Annotated in this window: 19 protein-coding genes; 17 read left to right on the plus strand and 2 right to left on the minus strand. The window is 42.4% G+C overall.

The window, feature by feature from the left end:
• Positions 1–32 precede the first annotated feature (32 nt).
• The 17 genes from ACO06Y_RS19880 to mgrA all read left to right on the plus strand — a co-directional run bounded on the left by ACO06Y_RS19880 (position 33) and on the right by mgrA (position 19,975).
• Positions 33–488, plus strand: a complete 456-nt coding sequence (locus ACO06Y_RS19880; RefSeq protein WP_422080793.1) for a Fur family transcriptional regulator — start codon at positions 33–35, stop codon at positions 486–488.
• 11 nt (positions 489–499) lie between these two features.
• The gene (locus ACO06Y_RS19885) at positions 500–1,771 is read left to right on the plus strand and encodes an adenylosuccinate synthase (RefSeq protein ID WP_422080794.1); all 1,272 of its coding nucleotides are present in this window, start codon (positions 500–502) and stop codon (positions 1,769–1,771) included.
• Between the two features lie 24 nt (positions 1,772–1,795).
• Complete coding sequence (locus ACO06Y_RS19890) at positions 1,796–2,467, plus strand: 3-keto-disaccharide hydrolase (RefSeq protein WP_422080795.1); 672 nt, start codon at positions 1,796–1,798, stop codon at positions 2,465–2,467.
• A 26-nt stretch (positions 2,468–2,493) separates the two neighbouring features.
• Complete coding sequence (locus tag ACO06Y_RS19895) at positions 2,494–3,834, plus strand: Gfo/Idh/MocA family protein (protein ID WP_422080796.1); 1,341 nt, start codon at positions 2,494–2,496, stop codon at positions 3,832–3,834.
• A 186-nt stretch (positions 3,835–4,020) separates the two neighbouring features.
• Positions 4,021–5,706 carry an OstA-like protein gene (locus tag ACO06Y_RS19900; protein ID WP_422084201.1) on the plus strand — a complete coding sequence of 562 codons (1,686 nt, stop codon included), beginning with the start codon at positions 4,021–4,023 and terminating at the stop codon, positions 5,704–5,706.
• Between the two features lie 53 nt (positions 5,707–5,759).
• The gene (locus tag ACO06Y_RS19905; protein WP_422080797.1) at positions 5,760–6,941 is read left to right on the plus strand and encodes an aspartate aminotransferase family protein; all 1,182 of its coding nucleotides are present in this window, start codon (positions 5,760–5,762) and stop codon (positions 6,939–6,941) included.
• A gap of 97 nt (positions 6,942–7,038) precedes the next feature.
• Entirely contained in the window at positions 7,039–8,439 is a 1,401-nt protein-coding gene (locus ACO06Y_RS19910; protein ID WP_422080798.1) for a tetratricopeptide repeat protein, read from the plus strand.
• Positions 8,440–8,467: 28 nt separating this feature from the next.
• Positions 8,468–9,382, plus strand: coding sequence for a DUF368 domain-containing protein (locus ACO06Y_RS19915; RefSeq protein WP_422080799.1), 915 nt, complete (start codon positions 8,468–8,470; stop codon positions 9,380–9,382).
• 13 nt (positions 9,383–9,395) lie between these two features.
• On the plus strand, positions 9,396–10,415 hold the full coding sequence (locus tag ACO06Y_RS19920) for a DUF368 domain-containing protein (protein ID WP_422080800.1): 1,020 nt from the start codon (positions 9,396–9,398) through the stop codon (positions 10,413–10,415).
• Positions 10,416–10,425: 10 nt separating this feature from the next.
• Positions 10,426–11,145 (plus strand): shikimate dehydrogenase family protein, encoded by a 720-nt coding sequence (locus ACO06Y_RS19925; RefSeq protein WP_422080802.1) that lies wholly within the window; start codon positions 10,426–10,428, stop codon positions 11,143–11,145.
• Positions 11,146–11,440: 295 nt separating this feature from the next.
• Entirely contained in the window at positions 11,441–13,699 is a 2,259-nt protein-coding gene (locus ACO06Y_RS19930) for a DUF349 domain-containing protein (protein WP_422080803.1), read from the plus strand.
• Positions 13,700–14,066: 367 nt separating this feature from the next.
• Positions 14,067–15,110 carry an alpha/beta fold hydrolase gene (locus ACO06Y_RS19935; RefSeq protein WP_422080804.1) on the plus strand — a complete coding sequence of 348 codons (1,044 nt, stop codon included), beginning with the start codon at positions 14,067–14,069 and terminating at the stop codon, positions 15,108–15,110.
• 176 nt (positions 15,111–15,286) lie between these two features.
• Positions 15,287–16,702 carry an SUMF1/EgtB/PvdO family nonheme iron enzyme gene (locus ACO06Y_RS19940; RefSeq protein ID WP_422080805.1) on the plus strand — a complete coding sequence of 472 codons (1,416 nt, stop codon included), beginning with the start codon at positions 15,287–15,289 and terminating at the stop codon, positions 16,700–16,702.
• Positions 16,703–16,760: 58 nt separating this feature from the next.
• Positions 16,761–17,129, plus strand: a complete 369-nt coding sequence (locus tag ACO06Y_RS19945; protein WP_422080806.1) for a DUF1801 domain-containing protein — start codon at positions 16,761–16,763, stop codon at positions 17,127–17,129.
• Positions 17,130–17,141: 12 nt separating this feature from the next.
• The gene (locus tag ACO06Y_RS19950) at positions 17,142–17,528 is read left to right on the plus strand and encodes a VOC family protein (protein ID WP_422080807.1); all 387 of its coding nucleotides are present in this window, start codon (positions 17,142–17,144) and stop codon (positions 17,526–17,528) included.
• Between the two features lie 154 nt (positions 17,529–17,682).
• On the plus strand, positions 17,683–18,750 hold the full coding sequence (rsgA, locus tag ACO06Y_RS19955; RefSeq protein ID WP_422080808.1) for a ribosome small subunit-dependent GTPase A: 1,068 nt from the start codon (positions 17,683–17,685) through the stop codon (positions 18,748–18,750).
• A gap of 208 nt (positions 18,751–18,958) precedes the next feature.
• Complete coding sequence (gene mgrA, locus ACO06Y_RS19960; RefSeq protein WP_422080809.1) at positions 18,959–19,975, plus strand: L-glyceraldehyde 3-phosphate reductase; 1,017 nt, start codon at positions 18,959–18,961, stop codon at positions 19,973–19,975.
• A 123-nt stretch (positions 19,976–20,098) separates the two neighbouring features.
• Here the strand turns inward: mgrA and ACO06Y_RS19965 are convergent, their stop codons facing one another.
• Both ACO06Y_RS19965 and ACO06Y_RS19970 read right to left on the minus strand, forming a co-directional pair.
• Positions 20,099–20,728, minus strand: coding sequence for an NADPH-dependent F420 reductase (locus ACO06Y_RS19965; RefSeq protein ID WP_422080810.1), 630 nt, complete (start codon positions 20,726–20,728; stop codon positions 20,099–20,101).
• A gap of 94 nt (positions 20,729–20,822) precedes the next feature.
• Positions 20,823–21,590 (minus strand): type 1 glutamine amidotransferase domain-containing protein, encoded by a 768-nt coding sequence (locus ACO06Y_RS19970; protein ID WP_422080811.1) that lies wholly within the window; start codon positions 21,588–21,590, stop codon positions 20,823–20,825.
• Between the last annotated feature and the right edge of the window lie 14 nt (positions 21,591–21,604).

Below are 21,604 nucleotides of genomic sequence, written 5' to 3' on the forward strand. Positions count from 1 at the left end.
CTTTGTGGTTTAGTATTGATTGGAAAACTGTAATGACTGCCAATAAAAATCAAGAAATAGTAAAAAACGTTTTTACCACTTTTTTAGAGGAAAACGGGCATAGGAAAACCCCGGAACGATATGCCATACTTCAGGAAATCTATGATAGTGACGACCATTTTGATATTGAGTCCCTATACATCAATATGAAAAATAAAAAGTACAGGGTAAGCCGGGCTACCTTGTACAATACCATTGAACTTCTATTGGATTGCAAACTGGTTCGAAAACATCAATTTGGGAAAAATCAGGCCCAATATGAGAAATCCTATTTTGATCGACAGCATGATCATGTTATCCTAACGGATACCGGTGAGGTCATGGAGTTTTGCGATCCCAGGATCCAATCCATCAAAAGGACCATTGAAGAGGTTTTCGACATCAAGATAAATACACATTCGCTTTACTTTTACGGCACAAGAAACCAAGAAGAAAAGCAAAATAACTAACCAAAACATACATGGCGGTAGATTTATTGTTAGGCCTACAGTGGGGTGACGAGGGAAAAGGAAAAATTGTAGACGTACTAACGAAAAATTATGATATCATAGCCCGTTTTCAAGGCGGGCCGAACGCAGGACATACACTGGAATTTGATGGAATAAAGCACGTACTTCATACCATTCCATCAGGAATCTTTCACGAAAACGCTGTCAATATTGTGGGCAATGGCGTAGTAATAGATCCTGTTATTTTTAAAAAGGAATTGGATGCGCTGGGGAAATTCAACATAGATTTCCATTCAAAATTGCTGATTTCACGAAAGGCACATCTCATTTTACCTACCCATAGGCTTTTGGATGCCGCTTCCGAAGCCGCCAAGGGAAAGGCCAAAATCGGTTCTACCTTAAAGGGAATCGGCCCTACCTATATGGACAAGACCGGGCGTAACGGTATGCGTATTGGGGATTTGGAGCTGGATGGTTGGAAAGAAAAGTACAGGGCCTTGGCCGATAAACACGAGGCCATGATCGCCTTTTATAACGTGGACATCCAGTACGATCTTAAAGAGCTTGAAACCGAATTCCTGAATGCCGTAGAAACATTACGGAAACTACAATTCATCGATAGCGAGGAATATCTTTTCCAAGCACAATCAAAAGGAAAAAAAATACTGGCGGAAGGGGCCCAGGGATCCCTCTTGGATATCGATTTTGGAACCTACCCTTACGTGACCTCTTCCAATACCACGGCAGCCGGAGCCTGTACGGGGCTGGGCGTTGCTCCAAACAAGATAGGCGATGTAAAGGGTATTTTTAAGGCGTATACCACCCGAGTAGGAAGCGGTCCTTTCCCTACAGAGCTATTTGACCAGGACGGGGAGACCATGGGGCGCGTCGGTAATGAATTCGGTGCTACTACGGGAAGGCCAAGACGATGTGGTTGGCTAGATCTCGTGGCCCTTAAATATGCGGTTCGAATCAATGGTGTAACCGAATTGATGATGATGAAAGCCGATGTACTGAGTGGTTTTAAGAAGATAAAAGTCTGTACGGCCTACAACTACAAGGGCAAGGAAATTGAACATCTACCCTACAATATTGAAACCGAAAACGTAATACCGATCTATACGGAAATGGAAGGCTGGGAAAAAGATTTGACCCAAATGGAAAAGGCCGAGCAACTTCCGAAAACCTTACATACCTACATTGGCTTTTTGGAGGAAGAATTGCAGGTGCCCATAAAAATTGTTTCCGTTGGGCCGGATAGAACACAGACAATACATCGCTAGATAAACTAGCTTTAAACCTATTTTATGAAAAAAAATACTCTTTCCGGAATTACCTTGGTAATCTGCATTTTTGCTTTTCTTTCCGTTACGGGTCAAAAATCAGTGGATGAGGGATTTACGAATCTTTTTGATGGCGAAAATCTGGATGGCTGGGTCGGGAACAAGGAATCCTATAGGGCCCAGGACGGCATGATCATAGTTGATCCGAACGGAGGCGGTAGCGGGGGAAACCTATTTACCAAGGACGAATACAGTGATTTTATATTTCGATTTGAATTTCAATTGACCCCTGGGGCAAATAACGGGTTGGGTATCCATGCGCCCCTTGAGGGAGATGCGGCCTATACGGGCAAAGAACTCCAAATATTGGATAACACGGCGGAAAAATATGCGGAATTGCAGCCTTATCAGTATCACGGATCGGTCTACGGTGTTATACCGGCCAAACGAGGTTTTTTAAGGCCTGTGGGCGAATGGAACCAACAGGAGGTAATCGTCCGAGGTTCTTCCATAAAAATCAATTTAAACGGAACCGCCATAGTCGATTCCGATTTTCTTGAAGCCAGTAAAAATGGTACGATGGACAAAAAAGACCATCCAGGATTGAAAAGAAGCAAGGGACACATCGGTTTTTTGGGACACGGTGATGTCGTACGTTTTCGGAATATTCGCATTAAGGACCTGACCAAAAAATAAAACAAAGAACCAAACTTTAAGGCATCATGGGCAATAAAACGAATCGTAGGGAATTTGTAAAGAAGAGCGGCCTGGGAATTTTGGGGGTAGCATTGGCCCCATCCCTTCTCGGGAAAATGGGCTTTAAGGGACGCTTGCGTACCGCACATATCGGGGTCGGTGGTATGGGCATGGAAGATCTAAAGGCTATCTCTTCCCATAATCTGGTAGATGTTACCGCACTATGCGATGTAGACTCTACACGGCTGGCCGCAGCCCTTAAACTGCACCCCAATGCAAAGACATACTCCGATTATAGGCTTATGCTTCGGGAAATGGCGAATGATATCGATGCCGTAATCGTTTCTACCCCGGACCATACCCATGCACCCGCCTCTATGTTGGCCATGAGTATGGACAAGCCTGTTTATTGCCAAAAGCCTTTGACGCACCATGTGTCCGAGGCCAGGGCCATGAAAAAATTGGCCGCGGAAAAGAATTTGGTAACCCAAATGGGTATTCAGGTGCACTCTTTTTACGATTACAAATTGGCGACCTTGTTAATTCAATCCGGAATTATCGGAAAAGTCCATACGGTAAGGGCATGGTCCCCTAAAAACTGGGGGTACGATGGGCCTGAACCCCAAGGTGAAGATCCGGTTCCGGACACCTTGGACTGGAATCTTTGGTTGGGAACTTCTGCGGAAAGACCCTATAAGAAAGACATTTATCATCCGGTCAATTGGAGAAAGCTAATGGATTACGGCTGTGGTACCTTGGGGGATATGGGCGTACATATTTTTGATACTCCTTACAATGCCCTGGAGTTGGGTGTACCAAAAACCATAAAAAATGAATGTAGAAAACCCAACGGGTTTGCCTACCCTCAGAACAACATTGTCACCTACAAATTTCCGGGAACAAAATATACGGACAAAACATTAAAATGGGTTTGGTACGATGGTCTCGGAGCACCTGAAAAACATAAAGATCTGGAATTGCCCAATGGGGAGGAACTTCATGATCAAGGGGCTATGTTTATGGGAGAAAAAGGACGATTATATCTTCCCCATTTTCAGAAGCTTCCCCAATTGATAGTCGATGGCCAATATAAGGAAATGGACATTAAATCCTTTAACTTGGGCGCCCCGGTAAGGGACTATGCGTCCGAAGGTAAAAAACACTACCACCAGTTTGTGGATGCCTGTCTTGGAACGGCGGAGTGTAGCGCGCCATTTTCATACGCTTCCCGATTGACGGAGACCATACTTCTAGGGGTAATTGCAGGACGTTTTCCGAATAAGACCTTGCATTGGGATGCCAAGACGGCCAAATTCTCCAAAAAGAAAGCCAATCAGTATTTGGAATCGGCCTATAGGGAGTTTTAGGTATTGATTTTAAGGTGCAGAGTTCTTTTGATTAAAGCCGCCGTTACGTGGGTTACATGAAATCGTATCGTATTAAATCTATCCTAATCCCTGGGCGTCCTCGTTGAAAAAATCCTATTTTTGGGCAAATTTTTGAGTTTGTATAAACTGGTTCCTTATTTAGCGGCAGTATTTCTTTTCGGAAATATTTGGGCACAGGACAGTTCCGAGGTACAGGACAGTGTTCAAAGTAAGCAGATCAACATCATCTATGGGGCCAACTTCACCAAGGATGAGGAACAGTTTCCAGGTGCCTTCATTTTTAGTAAGGACGATAGGCAAGTCCAGTTTGAGCATGAAGGTGCCGATCTTTGGTGCGATATAGCCATCCACTACCAAAAGGAAAACAGATTAAAGGCCATAGGAAACATTCGCTTACAACAAGGGGATTCCGTATTGTTGACCAGTGGAAAAATAGACTATGACGGTGAGACCAAAATGGCCAAGGCGTGGGAAAACGTTGTTCTGGAAAATAAACAGGAAAATCAGGAGAGTACGCTACGGACGGACACCCTATATTTCGATCGGGAAAAACAGGAATCCTACTACGATAGCTTTGGTACCGTAGTGGACTCGGCCAACACTTTGACCAGTGAGATAGGGCGCTATTTTTTGGAACTTAAAAAATACCAGTTCCTAGATAGTGTACATATTGACAATCCAAAATACATTATGGATTCCGAACGGCTGGATTATTACGAAACTTCAAAAAATGCCTATATGTACGGGCCATCCACCATCACGGGCGAGGAATACAAAATCTATTGCGAAAGGGGGTTTTATGATATGAAGATCGAAAGCGGCTACGGAATCAAAAACACCAGGATAGATTACAACAACCGTATCATTGAAGGCGATAGCGTATTTTTTGACAAGGCCACGGAATTTGCCTCTGCCACCAATAACATCAAAGTAACGGATACGGTGAACAACGGGGTCATTAGGGCGCATTATGCCGAGGTATTTAAAGCCAGGGATTCCGTTTTCGCTACAAAGCGTGCGGTATACATTTCCTTATTGCAACAAGATTCCCTCTATGTTCACGGCGATACTTTAATGGTAACGGGCAAACCCGAAAACCGTATTTCAAGGGCATTTCGAAATGCCCGATTCTACAAGACCGATATGAGCGGAAAATGCGACTCCATCCACACCGAAGAAAGAACGGGACTCACCCAAATGATCCGGGATCCCATAATCTGGAATGGTGAAAACCAGATGACCGGGGATAGCATCCATCTAATATCGGATTTGCAGACCGAAAAGCTGGATTCCCTCAAGGTAATCAACAATGCATTCATCATTTCCTTGGACAGTATTAGTATGGAAGGATACAATCAGGCCAAGGGAAAAGATCTATTCGGACAGTTCGAGGACAATGAGCTCAAAATAATCGACTTGGTCAAGAATACCGAGGTCATTTACTATATGTACAATGATGACGATGAACTCTTGGGAATCGATAAGACCATATGCAGCGCCATACGGATGACCTTGGTAAACAGCGATGTGGAGGACCTTACCTTTTTTGTGAACCCGGACGGGGACATTTTCCCGGAAAAAGATCTGCCCAAGGAAAGCAGAAAGCTAAAAGGATTTATTTGGCGTGGCGATGAACGTATCATGACCAAGGACGATATTTTTGATGAGGACGACAATAACATCCAACTGGTTACCATTCAGGGTATCGATAACCCTATCGATATTGATGCGGAAGAGGAAAACCGTACCAAAAATGCCGGAGATCCGGTAAATGAAATTCCACCCGACCAGAATGAGCAGGCTCCGGAGCCCAATGCTCGGCCCAAAGTCCAAAAAGTAAAGGTAAATTAGCGCATGGCACGGATCCGTCAGGTTTTAAAAACCTGACAGGTCTGTAAAACGGTATGAAAGAAGATTTTTTCAGATATCAGGCACAGACCACGCCAAATCCCTTGGGCTTGGAAGTATCCCATGCCAAAGGAAGCTATGTTTATGATTCCCAAGATAATGCCCATCTGGATTTTGTGGCAGGAGTATCGGCCTGTGGACTGGGACATTGTCACCCCAAAGTAGTTCATGCCGTGCAGGAACAGGTGGAAAAATATATGCACGTAATGGTCTACGGGGAATATATCCAAAAACCGGCGGTGGCCTATACCAAATTACTCGCCTCATTACTACCACCCAACTTGGAAACCACCTATTTGGTCAATTCCGGAACTGAGGCCATGGAAGGGGCCTTAAAGCTGGCAAGACGTTTTACTGGAAGGTCGCAAATTGTTGCTGCTCACAGCGCCTACCACGGCAATACCATGGGAAGTCTAAGCATTATGGGCTATGAGGAAAGAAAAAGTGCCTTTAGACCCTTGTTGAGCGACATTCGTTTTATACAGTTCAATTCCTTGGAAGACCTCCAGAAAATTACCGAAAAGACCGCTGCGGTCGTCTTGGAGACCATACAAGGTGGTGCTGGATTCATTGTTCCCAAAGATGCTTATCTGGAAAAGATAAGGGAACGTTGTAATGAAACAGGTAGCTTGTTGATATTGGACGAGATACAACCGGGATTTGGAAGAACAGGTAAATTGTTCGCTTTTGAGCATTACAATTGTGTACCGGACATTTTAGTAATGGGAAAGGCAATGGCCTCTGGACTTCCGGTTGGGGGTTTCACGGCATCCAAGCAAATAATGGCCACCTTGCAAGACAGTCCCAAATTGGGCCATATTACCACTTTTGGGGGAAATGCCGTAATCGCTTCGGCCTGTTTGGCCACACTCCGCGAAATTTCCGAAAGTACTTTAATACAAGATACCTTGGTAAAGGAAAAATTGTTCAGAAATCTATTACGGCATCATCTTATACAGGAAATCAGGGGAAAGGGGTTACTCCTGGCCCTTATTATGGAAAATGGGGAAATGGCCAACTATGTTGTACTGGAATGTGCCAAAAGGGGGGTAATCCTCTTTTGGCTCCTGTTTGAGCCTAAAGCAGTTAGAATATCGCCTCCACTGACCATATCCAGGGAAGAAATACAAAAAGGATGCGCGATCATCCTTGAAGTTTTGACGGAATACGAGCAATAATTTGTTAACTAATTTGTTAATAATATAGCCCTAATCAAGAATAAAAAGTATCTCCAAAAGATTACTTTTAATTCCATAGTTTAACCAAAACGTTCCTATGGCGTTAGATTCTAGCGAAAGACCGGGCCAATCTGTGGCCAAGTTCGAGTCCATGCTCAAAACGGATGATATCTACTTCTTTGACGCGGAGGATTTTGAGGAAATTATACATCACTATCTCAACCACGGTAAAATAGCCTTGGCCAAAAAAGCCATAAAAATAGGGCTACGGCAACATCCGGGGAGTATTGAATTGAAGTTATTGGAAGTAGAGGTTCTCGTGTTCGAAAACCATCTGGAAATGGCGGAACAACTTTTGGACGAACTACAGCTCTTGGATGCCCATAACGAAGAAATCTATATCCAAAGAGCCAATATCCATTCCAAAAAAGACAATCACGAAGCAGCAGTATTATTACTGCAGAAAGCTTTGGAATTGGCAGAAAACAGTTTTGATATCCATTCGCTGCTGGGCATGGAATATCTTTTTATGGACGATTTTAAATTGGCGCAGAAAAGTTTTATGAAATGCGTCAATTTTGATGAGCAGGATTATTCCTCCTTGTATAATGTTATCTATTGTTTTGAGTTTTTAGAGGATTACGACGGTGCCATTCATTACCTCAACGATTATTTGGAGCGCAATCCGTATTGCGAAGTGGCATGGCATCAGTTGGGAAAACAATACTTTACCAAGGAAATGTATCCAGAGGCATTGACGGCCTTTGATTTTGCCATAATTTCGGACGATTCGTTCATCGGGGCGTATTTTGAGAAGGGCAAGGTGCTTGAAAAATTGGGAAAGTATAAGGAGGCCATTGAAAATTATGAGACCACGGTAAAGATTGAAGATCCAACCTCCCATGCCTATTTACGTATCGGCAAATGCCATGAAAAACTGGGCAATGACGAAATGGCGAAATACTATTACTATCAGACCGTACACGAGGATCCGTTATTGGATAAGGGTTGGTTGGCCATTACCGATTTCTATAAAAGGCAGCATAACTACAAAAAGGCCTTGTACTATATAAACAAAGCTCTAAACATCGATGGGGAAAACCCACACTATTGGAAAAAATGTGCCCTAATCAACGCTTGTCTTAAAAACTATGAACAGGCGGATTTTGCCTTTAAACAAACTGTGGAACTGGGCAATTATGAGTTGGAAACCTGGCTGCATTGGGCGGATGTATTGCTAAAAAACGATGATGTCCAGGCAGGAATACAAATTTTGGCACAAGGAAAGGAGTTTTATCCGGAAAGTGCCGAAATCCAATATAAAATGGCAGGACTATACCTATCTGCCCAAGATATGGCAAATGCCAGAGTAAGTCTAAGGGAGGCCTTGAATACCGATCTGGAAAAATTATACCTATTCGAAAAGGAGTTTGCGCAATTCCAGCATTTAGACTGGATACATGATATAATCTCCAACTGTAAAAGGGCTTCGAGATAAAAAAGCTATTTTTGCTTTTTTTGTCCCTATGGAAAATAGAAACCTCTTCCAGCACTTTATCATCACGTTGAAAGGAATGGCCATGGGCGTGGCCGAACTTGTACCCGGAGTTTCAGGAGGAACCATAGCTTTTGTTGCGGGTATCTACGAAGAACTCATTGCCTCCATCAACAACGTACATCCGAGCTTAATCGGTGTTTGGAGAAAGGAAGGTTTCAAGGCCTTTTGGCAAAAACTGAATGGTAATTTCTTGGCCGTACTATTTCTGGGAATGTTGATCAGTATTTTCTCCTTTTCCAAATTGATAAGCTGGCTCTTGGAAAATGAACCTATCCCCTTGTGGTCCTTCTTTTTTGGACTGGTATTGGCCAGTGTTCTGTTTGTTGCAAAAGCCATTAAAAAATGGAGACCGGCCACTGTTTTCCTATTATTGATCGGGGCCATAACAGCGTTTTACATTACTACCCTTCCACCTTCACAGAATACGGATAGCCTTCCCTATTTGTTCTTTTCCGGGGCATTGGCCGTCTGTGCCATGATCTTACCGGGTATTTCAGGTTCTTTTATTTTGGTTCTTTTGGGCTCCTATAAAACCGTTTTGGATGCCGTGGATGATAAGAATTTCAAAATCCTGATAACGGTCACCTTGGGAGTAATCTTTGGGCTTCTGAGCTTCGCACGGATTTTAAAATGGATGTTCGACCATTACAAGAATATAACCTTGGCCATTTTAACAGGTTTTATTTTAGGTTCCTTAAACAAAATATGGCCTTGGAAAAAGGTTTTGGAAACAAAACAGATAGGCAATAAGACCATAACCTTGGATGAGAATATTTCTCCATTTTTGTTCGGGGGGGATAATCAAATAATACCTGCCCTAATTGCCACGCTCGTTGGTTTTTCCCTTATTTTTATCTTGGAAAAATCGGCCTCGAAAAAATAAAGCCCAATTCCTTATGTACAACCCTAGAACGTTTATGGATAAGGTATTTCTGGTGCTGAAGGGGCTTTTTATGGGTGCGGCAAATAAAGTACCCGGAGTTTCCGGAGGAATTGTGGCTTTTGTCGGGGGGTTCTATGAAGAGTTCATCTATTCCCTTCAGAAAATAAATGGAAAGGCGTTTAAACTTTTGTTCAATGGCAGATTCAAAAGTTTTTATCAGTATGTAAACGGGCAATTCCTATCACTCCTGATATTTGGAATGTTGGTCAGCTATTTCAGCGTTTCCAAATTGCTCGATTATTTTTTGGAACGTAAGGAACTGTTCGTTTGGGCCGCTTTTTTTGGAATGATCTTGGGATCGATATATTATATCTCCAAGGATTTCGGGCACTGGAACAAAAGGACCGTTCCCGCCGGTATACTGGGACTTCTGGTAGGTATCTCCATCAGTTTTTTGAGTCCGGCCAAGGAAAACGACAATTTGATATTCATATTTCTTTGTGGAATGATCAGTGTTTCTGGAATGACCTTACCTGGACTTTCAGGTTCCTTTATATTGATATTGTTAGGAAATTATGTGCTATTACTTGTCGATTCCGTCAATGCGCTTTACGACACAATGGCCGAGGTATTTAAGGGTGACTTTAGCTTTATAAAAAACGAAGAACGGTTGGACACACTTACCATTTTGGCCGTTTTTACGACAGGGTCCGCAGCCGGATTGGTGACCCTCTCCCATATCCTTAGTTACGTGCTTAAACACTACAAGCATATGACTACTGCGGTCATTATCGGTTTTATAACGGGCTCCCTGGGAGTGGTATGGCCTTGGAAGAAAACTATTTTCAAGACGGATGCCCAGGGAGGGATGTTTTTGGATTCCAATGGAAAGCCGATTATTGTGAACTATGAGCGGTACTTTCCGGATTTCCAAAATCCGGAAACTTGGTGGGCCCTATTTTTTGTGGTCATAGGAATTTTTGTTTTATTGGGGTTGGAATGGTATGGTGAATACAGAAAAAAGTACAAATAGATATGGATTGGTGGGAAAAAACATTTCCTACTCCTTCTCCAAGGGATATTTTGCCAAAAAGTTTGCGGCCATGGGGTTGAAGGGCCATTCCTATGAAAATTTTGACCTGCAACATATTGATGAATTCCCCGAACTTGTCCATAATACCAAAGGATTAAAAGGTTTGAACGTCACTATTCCATATAAGGAAAAAGTAATACCCTTTTTAACCGGAATGGATGATATCGCAAGGCGAATCGGTGCGGTCAATACCATTAAATTAAAGGGCAAAGAATTGATCGGTTACAACACGGATGCACACGGGTTTCAAAAATCCTTGGAGCCCTTTCTGACAAAATACCATACCAGCGCCCTGATATTGGGTACGGGCGGGGCTTCAAAGGCGGTGGCTTTTGTCCTAGGGCAATTGGGAATCACCTTTCGCTTTGTATCCAGAAATCCCACCCATGACCAATTGGGATATACTGACCTAAATGAGGACATCCTGCGACAGCACCAAGTAATTATCAACTGTACGCCCTTAGGCACCTATCCCAATGTAAAGCAAAAACCTCCACTACCCTATGCACATCTGGACAAAGGGCATTTATTGTATGACCTTATTTACAATCCGTCCAAGACTGCATTTTTGTTGGAAGGGGAATTGCGAGGTACTGCAATATGTAATGGTCTTCGCATGTTGGAACTACAAGCGGAAAGGGCGTGGGAAATTTGGAATAGTTATTCTTGATCAGATAGTGACCTCAGGGAGGTCGATATTCAATTCCTTGGTTCCAATTTATACCCATTTTACCAATTTGCTCCTTTCCCATACCTGCCCGGGTTATGTGTTCATCATTACCTTAGAAGGATTGAAGGTAAAAACAGTTTAAAATGTAAAAACCTTCTGATGAGTTTGGCAGATAGGGCCAAGCCGGGTTCCGGATCCGCCCCCTACTAAAGAAACCTTCCATAATTTTTGCGGTTATACAGGTTGTTAGTATCTTAACCATAGCAATTGTTTGCAAAACCCAAAACTATTGACCATGTTGGAAGGGAAAGACCAGGAACTACAGGAAAATGTAGGGGAAGATTTCTCAGAAACTACCGGAACACCATCCGAGCCGGAGAAAAGCACTGAGACCAAATCCAAAGAAAACACGAATGCAGAAACTATTGCATCGGAACCGGCAGAAACTGAAAAAACCGGGGACGAGGATGTTTCGAAAAAAATAGACGATTCCGGAACAGGAAATGGCACCGAGACCATATCCAAAGAAGATACGAATACGGAAGCCGTAGCTTCAGAACCGGCCGAATCGGAGAAGCCCAGGGACGAAGATGTTTCGGAAAAATTAGACGATTCCGGGACGGACAATAGCACCGAAACCATATCCAAGGAAGATACGAATACGGAAGCCGCAGCTTCGGAACCAGCGGAATCAGAGAAGTCCGGGGACGAGGATGTTCTAGAAGAAATTGATGAGTCCAATGCGGAAGATGCCGAGGACAAGGACAATCATCATCGCCACCATATCCCCATATTGGACTATCATTCCATGTCCATGGAAAACTTGGTAGGGGAGCTTCAGCGATTGGTCCGTAACGAGAAGGTACAGGCCATAAAAAAGCATGTTGATGGTATTAAATATGAATTTGATCTGAAATTCCAGGAATTTCTAGAGCACAAAAAAGAGGATTTCATCGCCAATGGAGGAAACGAAATAGATTTTAGGTACAATTCCGTAACCAAAAGACAATTCAACGAGGTCTATACCGATTATCGTGAGAAAAGAAACCTCTATTACAAGAACCTCGAAAAAAATCTAAAGGATAACCTGGCCGAGCGCCTAAGCATCATAGAAGAGCTTAAAGGCCTCATGAACGTGGAAGAGGATATGAACACCACTTATAAGACCTTTAAGGTTATCCAGGAAAAGTGGCGCAATGCAGGAGCCGTTCCACGTAACCATTACAACGATGTTTGGCGTACCTATCACCACCATTTGGAAATTTTCTATGATTTTCTTCATTTGAATCGAGAATTACGGGATCTTGACTTCAAGCATAATCTGGAGGAGAAGCAAAAGATTGCGGAACGTGCAGAGGCCCTGGCAGAGGAAAAGGATTTGGGCAAGGCCTTTCAGGAGCTGCAGACCCTTCATAAAATATGGAAGGAAGATATCGGTCCGGTCGGCAAGGAACACCGGGAAGAAATCTGGGAACGATTTAGTAATGCTACCAAGGTGCTACATCAAAGAAGACAGGAGCACTACAAGGAACTGGACAAGCAATATGAAAAAAACCTGGAGAAGAAAAACGAGATAATAGCTTCAATATTGGCCATAGGCTCCAATGTGGCCAATAACCATAAGGGCTTGCAACTGCAGATAAGGCAAATAGAAGGCTTACGGGAAGATTTTTTTAAGGCCGGTAAGGTACCACAACAGGTCAATGAAGAGACGTGGGCCTCCTTTAAGGAAGCGGTGCGGCAATTCAACAGAAACAAGAATGCCTATTATAAAAACCTAAAAAAAGACCAGCACGAAAATCTGGAAAAGAAGCGAAAACTATTGGAATTGGCCCTATCGTTAAAGGACAGCGAGGATTGGGATACCACCACCCAGGAAATGAAGCGCATACAAAGTGAGTGGAAAAGAATTGGGCATGTACCCAGAAAGTATTCCGATAAAATTTGGAAAGACTTTAAAAATGCCTGTAATCATTATTTTGACCGTCTTCATACCCTAAAGAACAAGGCGTATAAGGAAGAGGTTGAAAATTTGTCGAAAAAAGAAGACTGCCTAGAGCGCTTGAGATCTTTTGAACTTACAGGAAATCATGAGGAAAATCTCAGTACGCTAAAGTCCTTTATTAGCGAATGGAAATCCTATGGACGGGTACCCTTCAACAAAAAGAACATAAACCATAGGTTCAACAAGATATTGGACGCTATTCTAAGAAAAATGGATATTAGCCGTCAGGAGGCAGAGCTTCTGAAATATGGCAATAAGATACAGCAATTGGCCCGTAGGGACGACGGACTTGCCATTTCCAATGAACGTTCCTTTATCCGTAAAAAAATAGACGATAGCAAAAACGAGATACGCCAACTGGAAAACAACCTCCTTTTCTTTTCCAATGCGTCCGGGGACAGTCCGGTAGTACAGGAAGTCATCAAAAAAGTCGAGCACCAAAAAGAGGCTTTGGCCACTTGGAAAGCCAAGCTAAAAAAATTGAACATCATGGAAAATAACCTGGTTAGGGGCATTGATGAAGAAAGCAATTCAACTGAGGAAGAGTGATAATGTCGTAGTTCTGAGTTAGGTTTCGCCGAACTGAATTATCAGGGAACCCTTACTCTCGTTTAAAAATCCGATCAAAAGGATAAATGACCAGGCATAAAAACAATCCGATTCCGTATTTGTTTCCAAATACCAATGGACTTCTTGGGCACCTGAATATTTTTTGACCGTTTATATGTCAAAAAGCAATTCGAAGGATAACCTACCTTCATAACGCCCTTTAATTTCAGCAAGTTTTCTGAAATCAAAGCATCGCTTATCCCTTCCATTTCCCAATATCCTGTCCTACATAATAGCTACCTATTGATTTATGTAACGAAAAAGTTAAATTGTCGTCTCAAGAATAAACAAAACTGTATCCTTTCAAATGAAAAATACCATTCCGCTATTTCTGATCTTTTCGCTATCAATAACACTTTCCATCGCACAAAATACGTCCATAGACGAAGAAAAATTTATATTATTAGGGGGAATAGAACAGTGGATTACCATACATGGAAAAGATAGGTCCAAACCTGTTGTCCTTTTTGTCCATGGAGGCCCAGGCAGCACCATGAGCCAGTATAATAACACTATGTACAAGAAATGGGAAAATAATTTTGTTTTGGTCAATTGGGATCAAAGGGGCGCAGGAAAGACCTATGGGCGAAATATCCCGGTGACGGTAGATGAAACCTATTGGATAGAAAATCCCTTGACCGTAAAACAAATGACCCAGGACGGCATTGCACTTGCCCAATACCTCATACAACATTTGAACAAGGAAAAAATAATACTTGTAGGCACATCATGGGGTTCCATTCTTGGTACCGAAATGGCCCTAAGTAATCCAGAGCTTTTTTATGCCTATGTGGGACATGCCCAGTTTGTCAGCTTCTCCGATAATATAGACTATGCCTACCAAACAGTTTACAAAATGGTGAAAAACTCGGATGATACGGATGCACTAAAAAAACTCGAATCGCTCGGAAAACCCCCATATACCAGTGCAAAAAAATATGGCCAACTGTTGCGGATAGTTAAAAAGTATGAACGGAAGAACTCAACCCCGGCACCGGCTACATGGTTTAAGCTAGCTCTGGAATATGACAATGAAAAAGATAGTAAACATAGATATGATGGAGATGATTATTCATTTGTTCATTTTGTTGGCCATCGTAAACTCGGGATAAAATCTATGGTATCGGATATCGATTTCAAAAGGACTGGAACGGAGTTTAAAATTCCGGTATACCTTATTCAAGGGGAAAATGATATACTTACCTCAAAGGAGGTCAATAGACCCTACTTTGACAAAATAGTTGCTCCCGATAAAGCTTATTTTTTAGTAATTAATGCCGCACATGGCCATAACCAATCTGTTGTGGAAAGGCAATATGAGGTTGTTAAAAAGTTGGTATCCCGTGAATAATCAAGAATATTTCCAATGATAGGAAAAAGAACCTGGAAGAGATTAGCTTTTAACTGGCACCCCATCCCGATAGTCGTTCAATTTAGCTATATTCATAAGCACAATCATCATTTCATATCTACCGCTATTTTGTTATATGATGTTCAACACTCTGGCGGTGCTTAAACATTACCGTTATGAAATATATAACAGTTTTAATCGGTATGGGCCTCTCCTTTTTTGCGAAGGCATCCGACCTTACGGTTTCAAGACCAATTTTGTACATGGAGGGGAATACGGCCTATACCATTTTTAACGTGGGTTGGGACAATGCATGGAACAATGGAAAAAATAATGACGCAGTCTGGCTATTTTTTAAATTGATTCCAAGGGAAGGCGGATATCGACATATTCAAGTAATGGATGACGGGCATACTACTGTTTCTACATTCTCCGATGACCTGGATTTGGGTTTTGAGGTTCCGACTGATGGAACCGGTTTGTTTCTGTTTCCAAAAAATAGCTTCCGCGGTAAGGTGGAGGCAACTGTAAAAGTGATACTTGATCCCAAAAGTCTAGAAAATGTCAATACCCGAAATTCGTCCTTTGCGACCTTGGGAATCGAAATGGTACACATTCCTAAAGGTGGATTTGAATTAGGGGATCCGAGTAGTAAGGCACTGGATTTTGGAAGTTTCTATAAACCGGACGAGAAAGGCAATGTGGCCGGCCCCGTGTCCGTGGCTTCCGAAAATCAGGAATTTGAAGTATCGGAAACAGGGGATATCCATTATCGTGTTTCCGAAGAGGGATACGAAGGTGATCAAAAAGGGGTAATTCCTTCTACTTACCCAAAGGGAGTATCTTCGTTTTATATCATGAAATATGAACCCAATGAGGGACAATATGCCAATTTTCTAAATAGCCTTGACCAAAATCAAATTGTAAATCGATTAATCTTCGATGAATCCGATTACTACACTCAGGGCGGTACGATTACCCAAGAAAAGTCGAGGTATAGTTCAAAATATCCAAACAAACCCTGTATGTTCATGGGCTGGGACGATGCAATGGCCTATGCCGATTGGGCCGGTCTAAGACCCATGACCGAATTTGAATATACCAAGGCCACTCGTGGAACCGGTACGCCAACTGCTGGAGAATTGCCTTGGGGCTCAAGCAATAAGGAGAAAATGCAACGCCTCCCCGATCCAAACGGTGTACTGGCCATGTTAAACGGATGGGACGAATCGCGGCTTACCGAAGCAAATAAGGCCTATTTCGGTGCATCGTATTACTGGGTAATGGATATGGCCGGTAGTTTATGGGAACGTGTCATAACAGTGGGGCACCCAATGGGTAGAAGTTATACAGGATCCCACGGTGATGGCTTGCTCTCATCAAATGGTAATGCTACCAATAAGGATTGGCCAACCGGAGAAGAAACGTCCGGAGGTATAGGCTTTCGTGGGGGCGGATTCTATGGCTACGATCGGGAATATCATGAGTTCAACCCCTTTAGCCCTATTGCATATAGACCTTATGGCGGTTGGCAAGGTGGAATGAGAAATAATTCATACGGGGCTAGATTTGTGCGAAGCGGTAGCCGGTAACTTAGCAAAACCTCTCCTTTAATCCAAAGCCTACCAAACTTGTAATCGGATACCAAAAATGGCCAACGATACGAACGACTTCTATTTTGCTAAGCCGGAACCCAACAAAAGTTGCTTATTGGCCATGAGGGATATCGTTGTGAAGATGGACGACCAAATTATGGAGACCCGAAAATACGGAATGCCCTGTTTTTGTTATAAGGGAAAGGCTTTTTGCTATCTATGGGTGGATAAAAAAAGTAATGAACCCTATTTTCTTATGGTCGAAGGAAAGCACCTGCACCATCCCAAACTGGAAACGGGCAATCGATCACGGATGAAGATTTTTAGGGTAAATCCCAAGCAGGATTTACCTATCGATGCCATTTATTCGATCATGGACCAGGCATTGAATCTATACAGAAATGGAATTGTTAGGCTAAAATGACACTATTGATACATGAAAATAGAGCACCTAGCCCTATGGGTTAAAAATTTGGAATTGATGAAGGATTTTTACGTTACCTACTTCAATATGAAGTCCAATAAAAAGTACGTAAATCACGAAAAGCAGTTTTCATCGTATTTTCTTTCTTTCGAAGGCGGGGCAAGGATTGAGTTAATGCATCGATCGGATATTCCACCACATATAGGAGATAAAGGACTGATAAACGGACAGGCACACTTTGCAATTTCAGTTGGAAGCAAGGATAAAGTAGATCAACTTACCGAAGTCCTAAGAAATGATGGATTTGAAATCATTGGGGAACCGAGAACCACGGGTGATGGTTATTATGAAAGTGTTATTTCCGACCCAGAAGGAAACCGTATTGAACTGACCCCATAAAATGGTTCGAAAAACCCACTTCCATCTAAAGTTTTGATGCATTTCCAACCTCAAAATCTTAACTTTGCATCCGCTCTATTTCGTTACCTCAAACTCCATTGAGTTTCTTGGATGAAAGTATAAATGGAATTGTTTTGTTTAAAATAAAACTACGATGACACTTCAAGATTTAGGTTACCATGACGTCTTGGAACAATTTAAAATCGACCAAAATTTAGATTTGTTTGAAGTAGGGAGGGTTATCTCCGAACATAAGGAACGCTATATTGTAAAAAGCCCAACAAAGGAATTTGATGCCGAAATTTTGGGTAATTTGAGATTTACGGCGGAAAGCAGATATGACCTACCTGCGGTTGGGGACTGGGTTGCCTTTTCCGAATATGATGATAACAAGGCCTTGATTCGGGCCGTTTATCCACGAACTTCCATTTTGGAAAGACAGGCCGTTGGGAAAAAGGCACAGGTACAAATAATCGCGACGAATATTGATTTTGGATTGATCGTACAAGCCGTTGACCGGGATTTTAATGTAAATCGATTGGAACGCTATTTAACGATCTGCAACGCTTCAAAAGTAGCACCGATTATCGTCTTGAGTAAAATTGATCTATTACCTGAATCCGATTCGGAAAATGTTGTATATCGTGTAAAACAACGAATAAAAGGCATTCCCATAGTTACGGTCAGTAACCAAATGGACAAAGGCTATGATACTCTGAACCGAATCATCCAAAAAGGGAAAACATATTGCCTTCTTGGCTCCTCGGGAGTAGGTAAATCAACATTGCTAAACCATATTTCTGGAAAATCGGTGATGAAGACCGGCCATATAAGTACCAGTGTAAATAAAGGGAGGCACGTTACGAGTCATCGCGAATTGGTGGTGATGGAAAATGGTGGTATACTGATCGATAATCCCGGAATGAGAGAGGTAGGAATTTCCGATTTATCCGGCGGATTGGAAATTACATTTGAAACAATCCTTGAATACACCCAGAATTGTAAGTTTAAGGACTGTACACATACCCAAGAAAAAGGATGTGCCGTATTGGAAGCAGTTGAAAATGGAGACATAGACTATAATTCCTATGCCAATTTTCAAAAAATTGAACGGGAAAAACTGCATTTTGAATCGAGTGTCCTGGAAAAGAAAAAGAGGGATAAAAGTTTCGGAAAAATGGTTAAACAGGTGAAGAAGCAAAGAAAACAAAATAAATTCTAAGCGGATGGTATAGGAACTGTACTTTGTCCAAAACCAAATTAAAAAATCAGAAAGATCTTTCGAAACTGGGGACAATCAAACTATTGAGAAAGAATAGTTGAAGTACTCATGGATTTAACCTATATTACGGCCCTACCCTTGACCGAATCCGGGAAGGGTTTTTTATATTTTAGGATTTTAAGCAATTACTTAATAAATACATCAATTAATGGGTTTTGACAATCAATCAATAGGAAACTATGAGGCCAAGGAAAGTCGCTATGACAAAATGCCCTATCGCCGTTGCGGTAGAAGTGGGCTATTGTTACCGGCTATTTCCGTGGGCCTATGGCACAATTTTGGCCATGCGGACGATTTTACCAATGCACGGGAAATTTTGAGAACCGCCTTTGACTATGGGATAACGCACTTCGATTTGGCAAACAACTATGGGCCTCCTTATGGTGCCGCTGAAGAAAATTTTGGACGGATCTTTGAGAAGGATTTTCGACCCTATCGCGATGAATTGATTATTTCGAGCAAGGCAGGTTGGGATATGTGGCCGGGACCTTACGGAAACTTCGGTTCCAAAAAATACCTGATTGCCAGTCTTGATCAAAGTTTAAAACGAATGGGACTGGATTACGTCGACATTTTTTATCACCACAGGCCCGATCCAGATACTCCTTTGGAGGAAACCATGGGAGCGTTACACCAAATCGTACAACAAGGCAAGGCACTTTATGTGGGTGTTTCCCAATATCCTGCAGAGCTCACACGCCAAGCGGCAGAAATTCTGCAGCAAATGGGTACGAAATTGTGCATTCACCAGCCCCGCTACAGTATGATGGATAGATGGGTGGAGAATGGGTTGTTGGATGAACTTGGTAACCAAGGGATCGGGGCCATAGCATTTTCTCCATTGGAGCAAGGTATCCTTACGAATAAATATCTAAAAGGAATCCCGGAAGAATCTAGGGCCATTAAAGACGGAAGATACCTTCAGAAAGAAAAAATTACCGCGGAATTGGTGGATAAAGTACAGCGATTGAATACAATTGCAGGGAAAAGGGGACAAAGTACGGCTCAAATGGCAATCGCCTGGTTATTGAAGGATGAGCGGATAACTTCTGTTCTGGTCGGTGTCAGTAGCCCCAAACAAATGTTGGATAACGTACAGACCACGGAGAACTTGGAATTCTCCGAAGAAGAGTTGAACGAAATCGAAAAAATAATCCGTCCGTAATACGGTCTCCTTTTTTCAGTTTAAAAAATCGACGAAAGTTCAAGGCAATATCCCATTTTTATAGTTTTCGGCATGGGTAAATGAACCTACATATCCATGCCGTGCCTAATTCTCTTCAAAAGGTTATTGCTCCAAATAGGCCCAGGTAAAATTGGGATGATGCCCGTTGGCCCTGACCATTTTCACCCATAAGAGGGTCATATGTTCCAAGTGCAAGGCTTGTGATAGGTCGCCAACATCCAAGGTTTCAAATCCCATATCCGAGTTTAGGGGCAAAACCTGTTTTTTGGCCTCTACATCATTTCCCGCAATAAGCATTACGGGCTTCACATTATAATTTGGGAAATTGGCGTTCATCAGGTTCTCGTAGCCGTAGATGGTATAGGATTTCACGACTTTGGCATCCGGTGCCCATTCCTGTACTTTCTCGGCACCCGATATTTTGCTTTCCAATCCATGGGAAATTCCTGCTCCGACCGGATTGGTACAGTCTATCAAAATTTTTCCATGGAATTGTAAGGGCTCCAAGACAGACTGGTTGATTCCAAAAGGTGTGGCCAAAAAAACAAGATTTGACCCACTAACCGCTTCTTGAAGGGGCAAGGCCCTAAAATTGGGGTTTTTCTCTTTCGCTTTCCGAACGCTTGAACTATTTACATCGTCGTGGGCAATGACAATGTCATGTCCCTTTTTTTGCAGGTTATCGGCCAATGCAAATCCTACATTACCGATTCCGATAAATGCCAACTTCATATGTATTTATTTTTTATGCCTGGGTAAAGCATAATTTGAATATATTAAATTACCTCATTCGACCCAATAATTTCAACTATCCTCAAAAATCATGTCATCCAACCAACTGCTCAATAAGTAATCTTGCCGCCGCTGCACCGGAGTTTTGCTGTTGTCCCGTTATTAAATTTCCATCCGCAATGGCATAGGAAGAAAAGGGTACCGCTACCTTAAATTGGGTATTCAATATTTTTTGGGCCTCCTCCTCAATCCTGTAAGGCTGTATTTTTTGGCCCACCGCATCATCGGCGTAGTTTTCCTCGACATCGGAAAAGCCCGTCCAAGTTTTATCATCAACCAGAAGTGTGCCCTTACTGGTCTTGGCCTCCAATAATAAAGTGGTGGCATGGCAAACTACCGCGCTGGGCTTTCCGGCTTCATAAAAACCTACAAAAAGTTCTTCCAGTACTTTGTTTCCTTTATAGGTATACATTGGTCCTTGCCCACCCACAAGAAAAATGGCCTGATAATCATCTGTATTGACATCGGATAATTTTTTGGTGCCATTCAACAGTTTATTGAACCAATCCAATTGCATGTATCCCAATGAGATAATGTCATGGGCAGAGTAGCCACTTGAATCGGTCGGATCCGAGTACGCATCCATTTCTATTTTACCTCCTTCGGTGGAGGCCAGTTCCACTTCATATCCAGCTTCTTGAAAAACATGGAGCGGGTGTGTCAACTCGGCCGCCCAAAAACCAATGGGCCACCCTGTCTGTTTTGAAATAGTCGGGCTACTCGCTACCATCAAAATCTTGCCTTTGGTCGGCATACCATGGGAATGTACATAGGCTTGTACCTCTTTGATTGAATTTGTCATTTTTTTATTTTTTG

It is taken from the genome of Ulvibacterium sp. (assembly GCF_965228935.1).
Classification (GTDB): domain Bacteria; phylum Bacteroidota; class Bacteroidia; order Flavobacteriales; family Flavobacteriaceae; genus Ulvibacterium.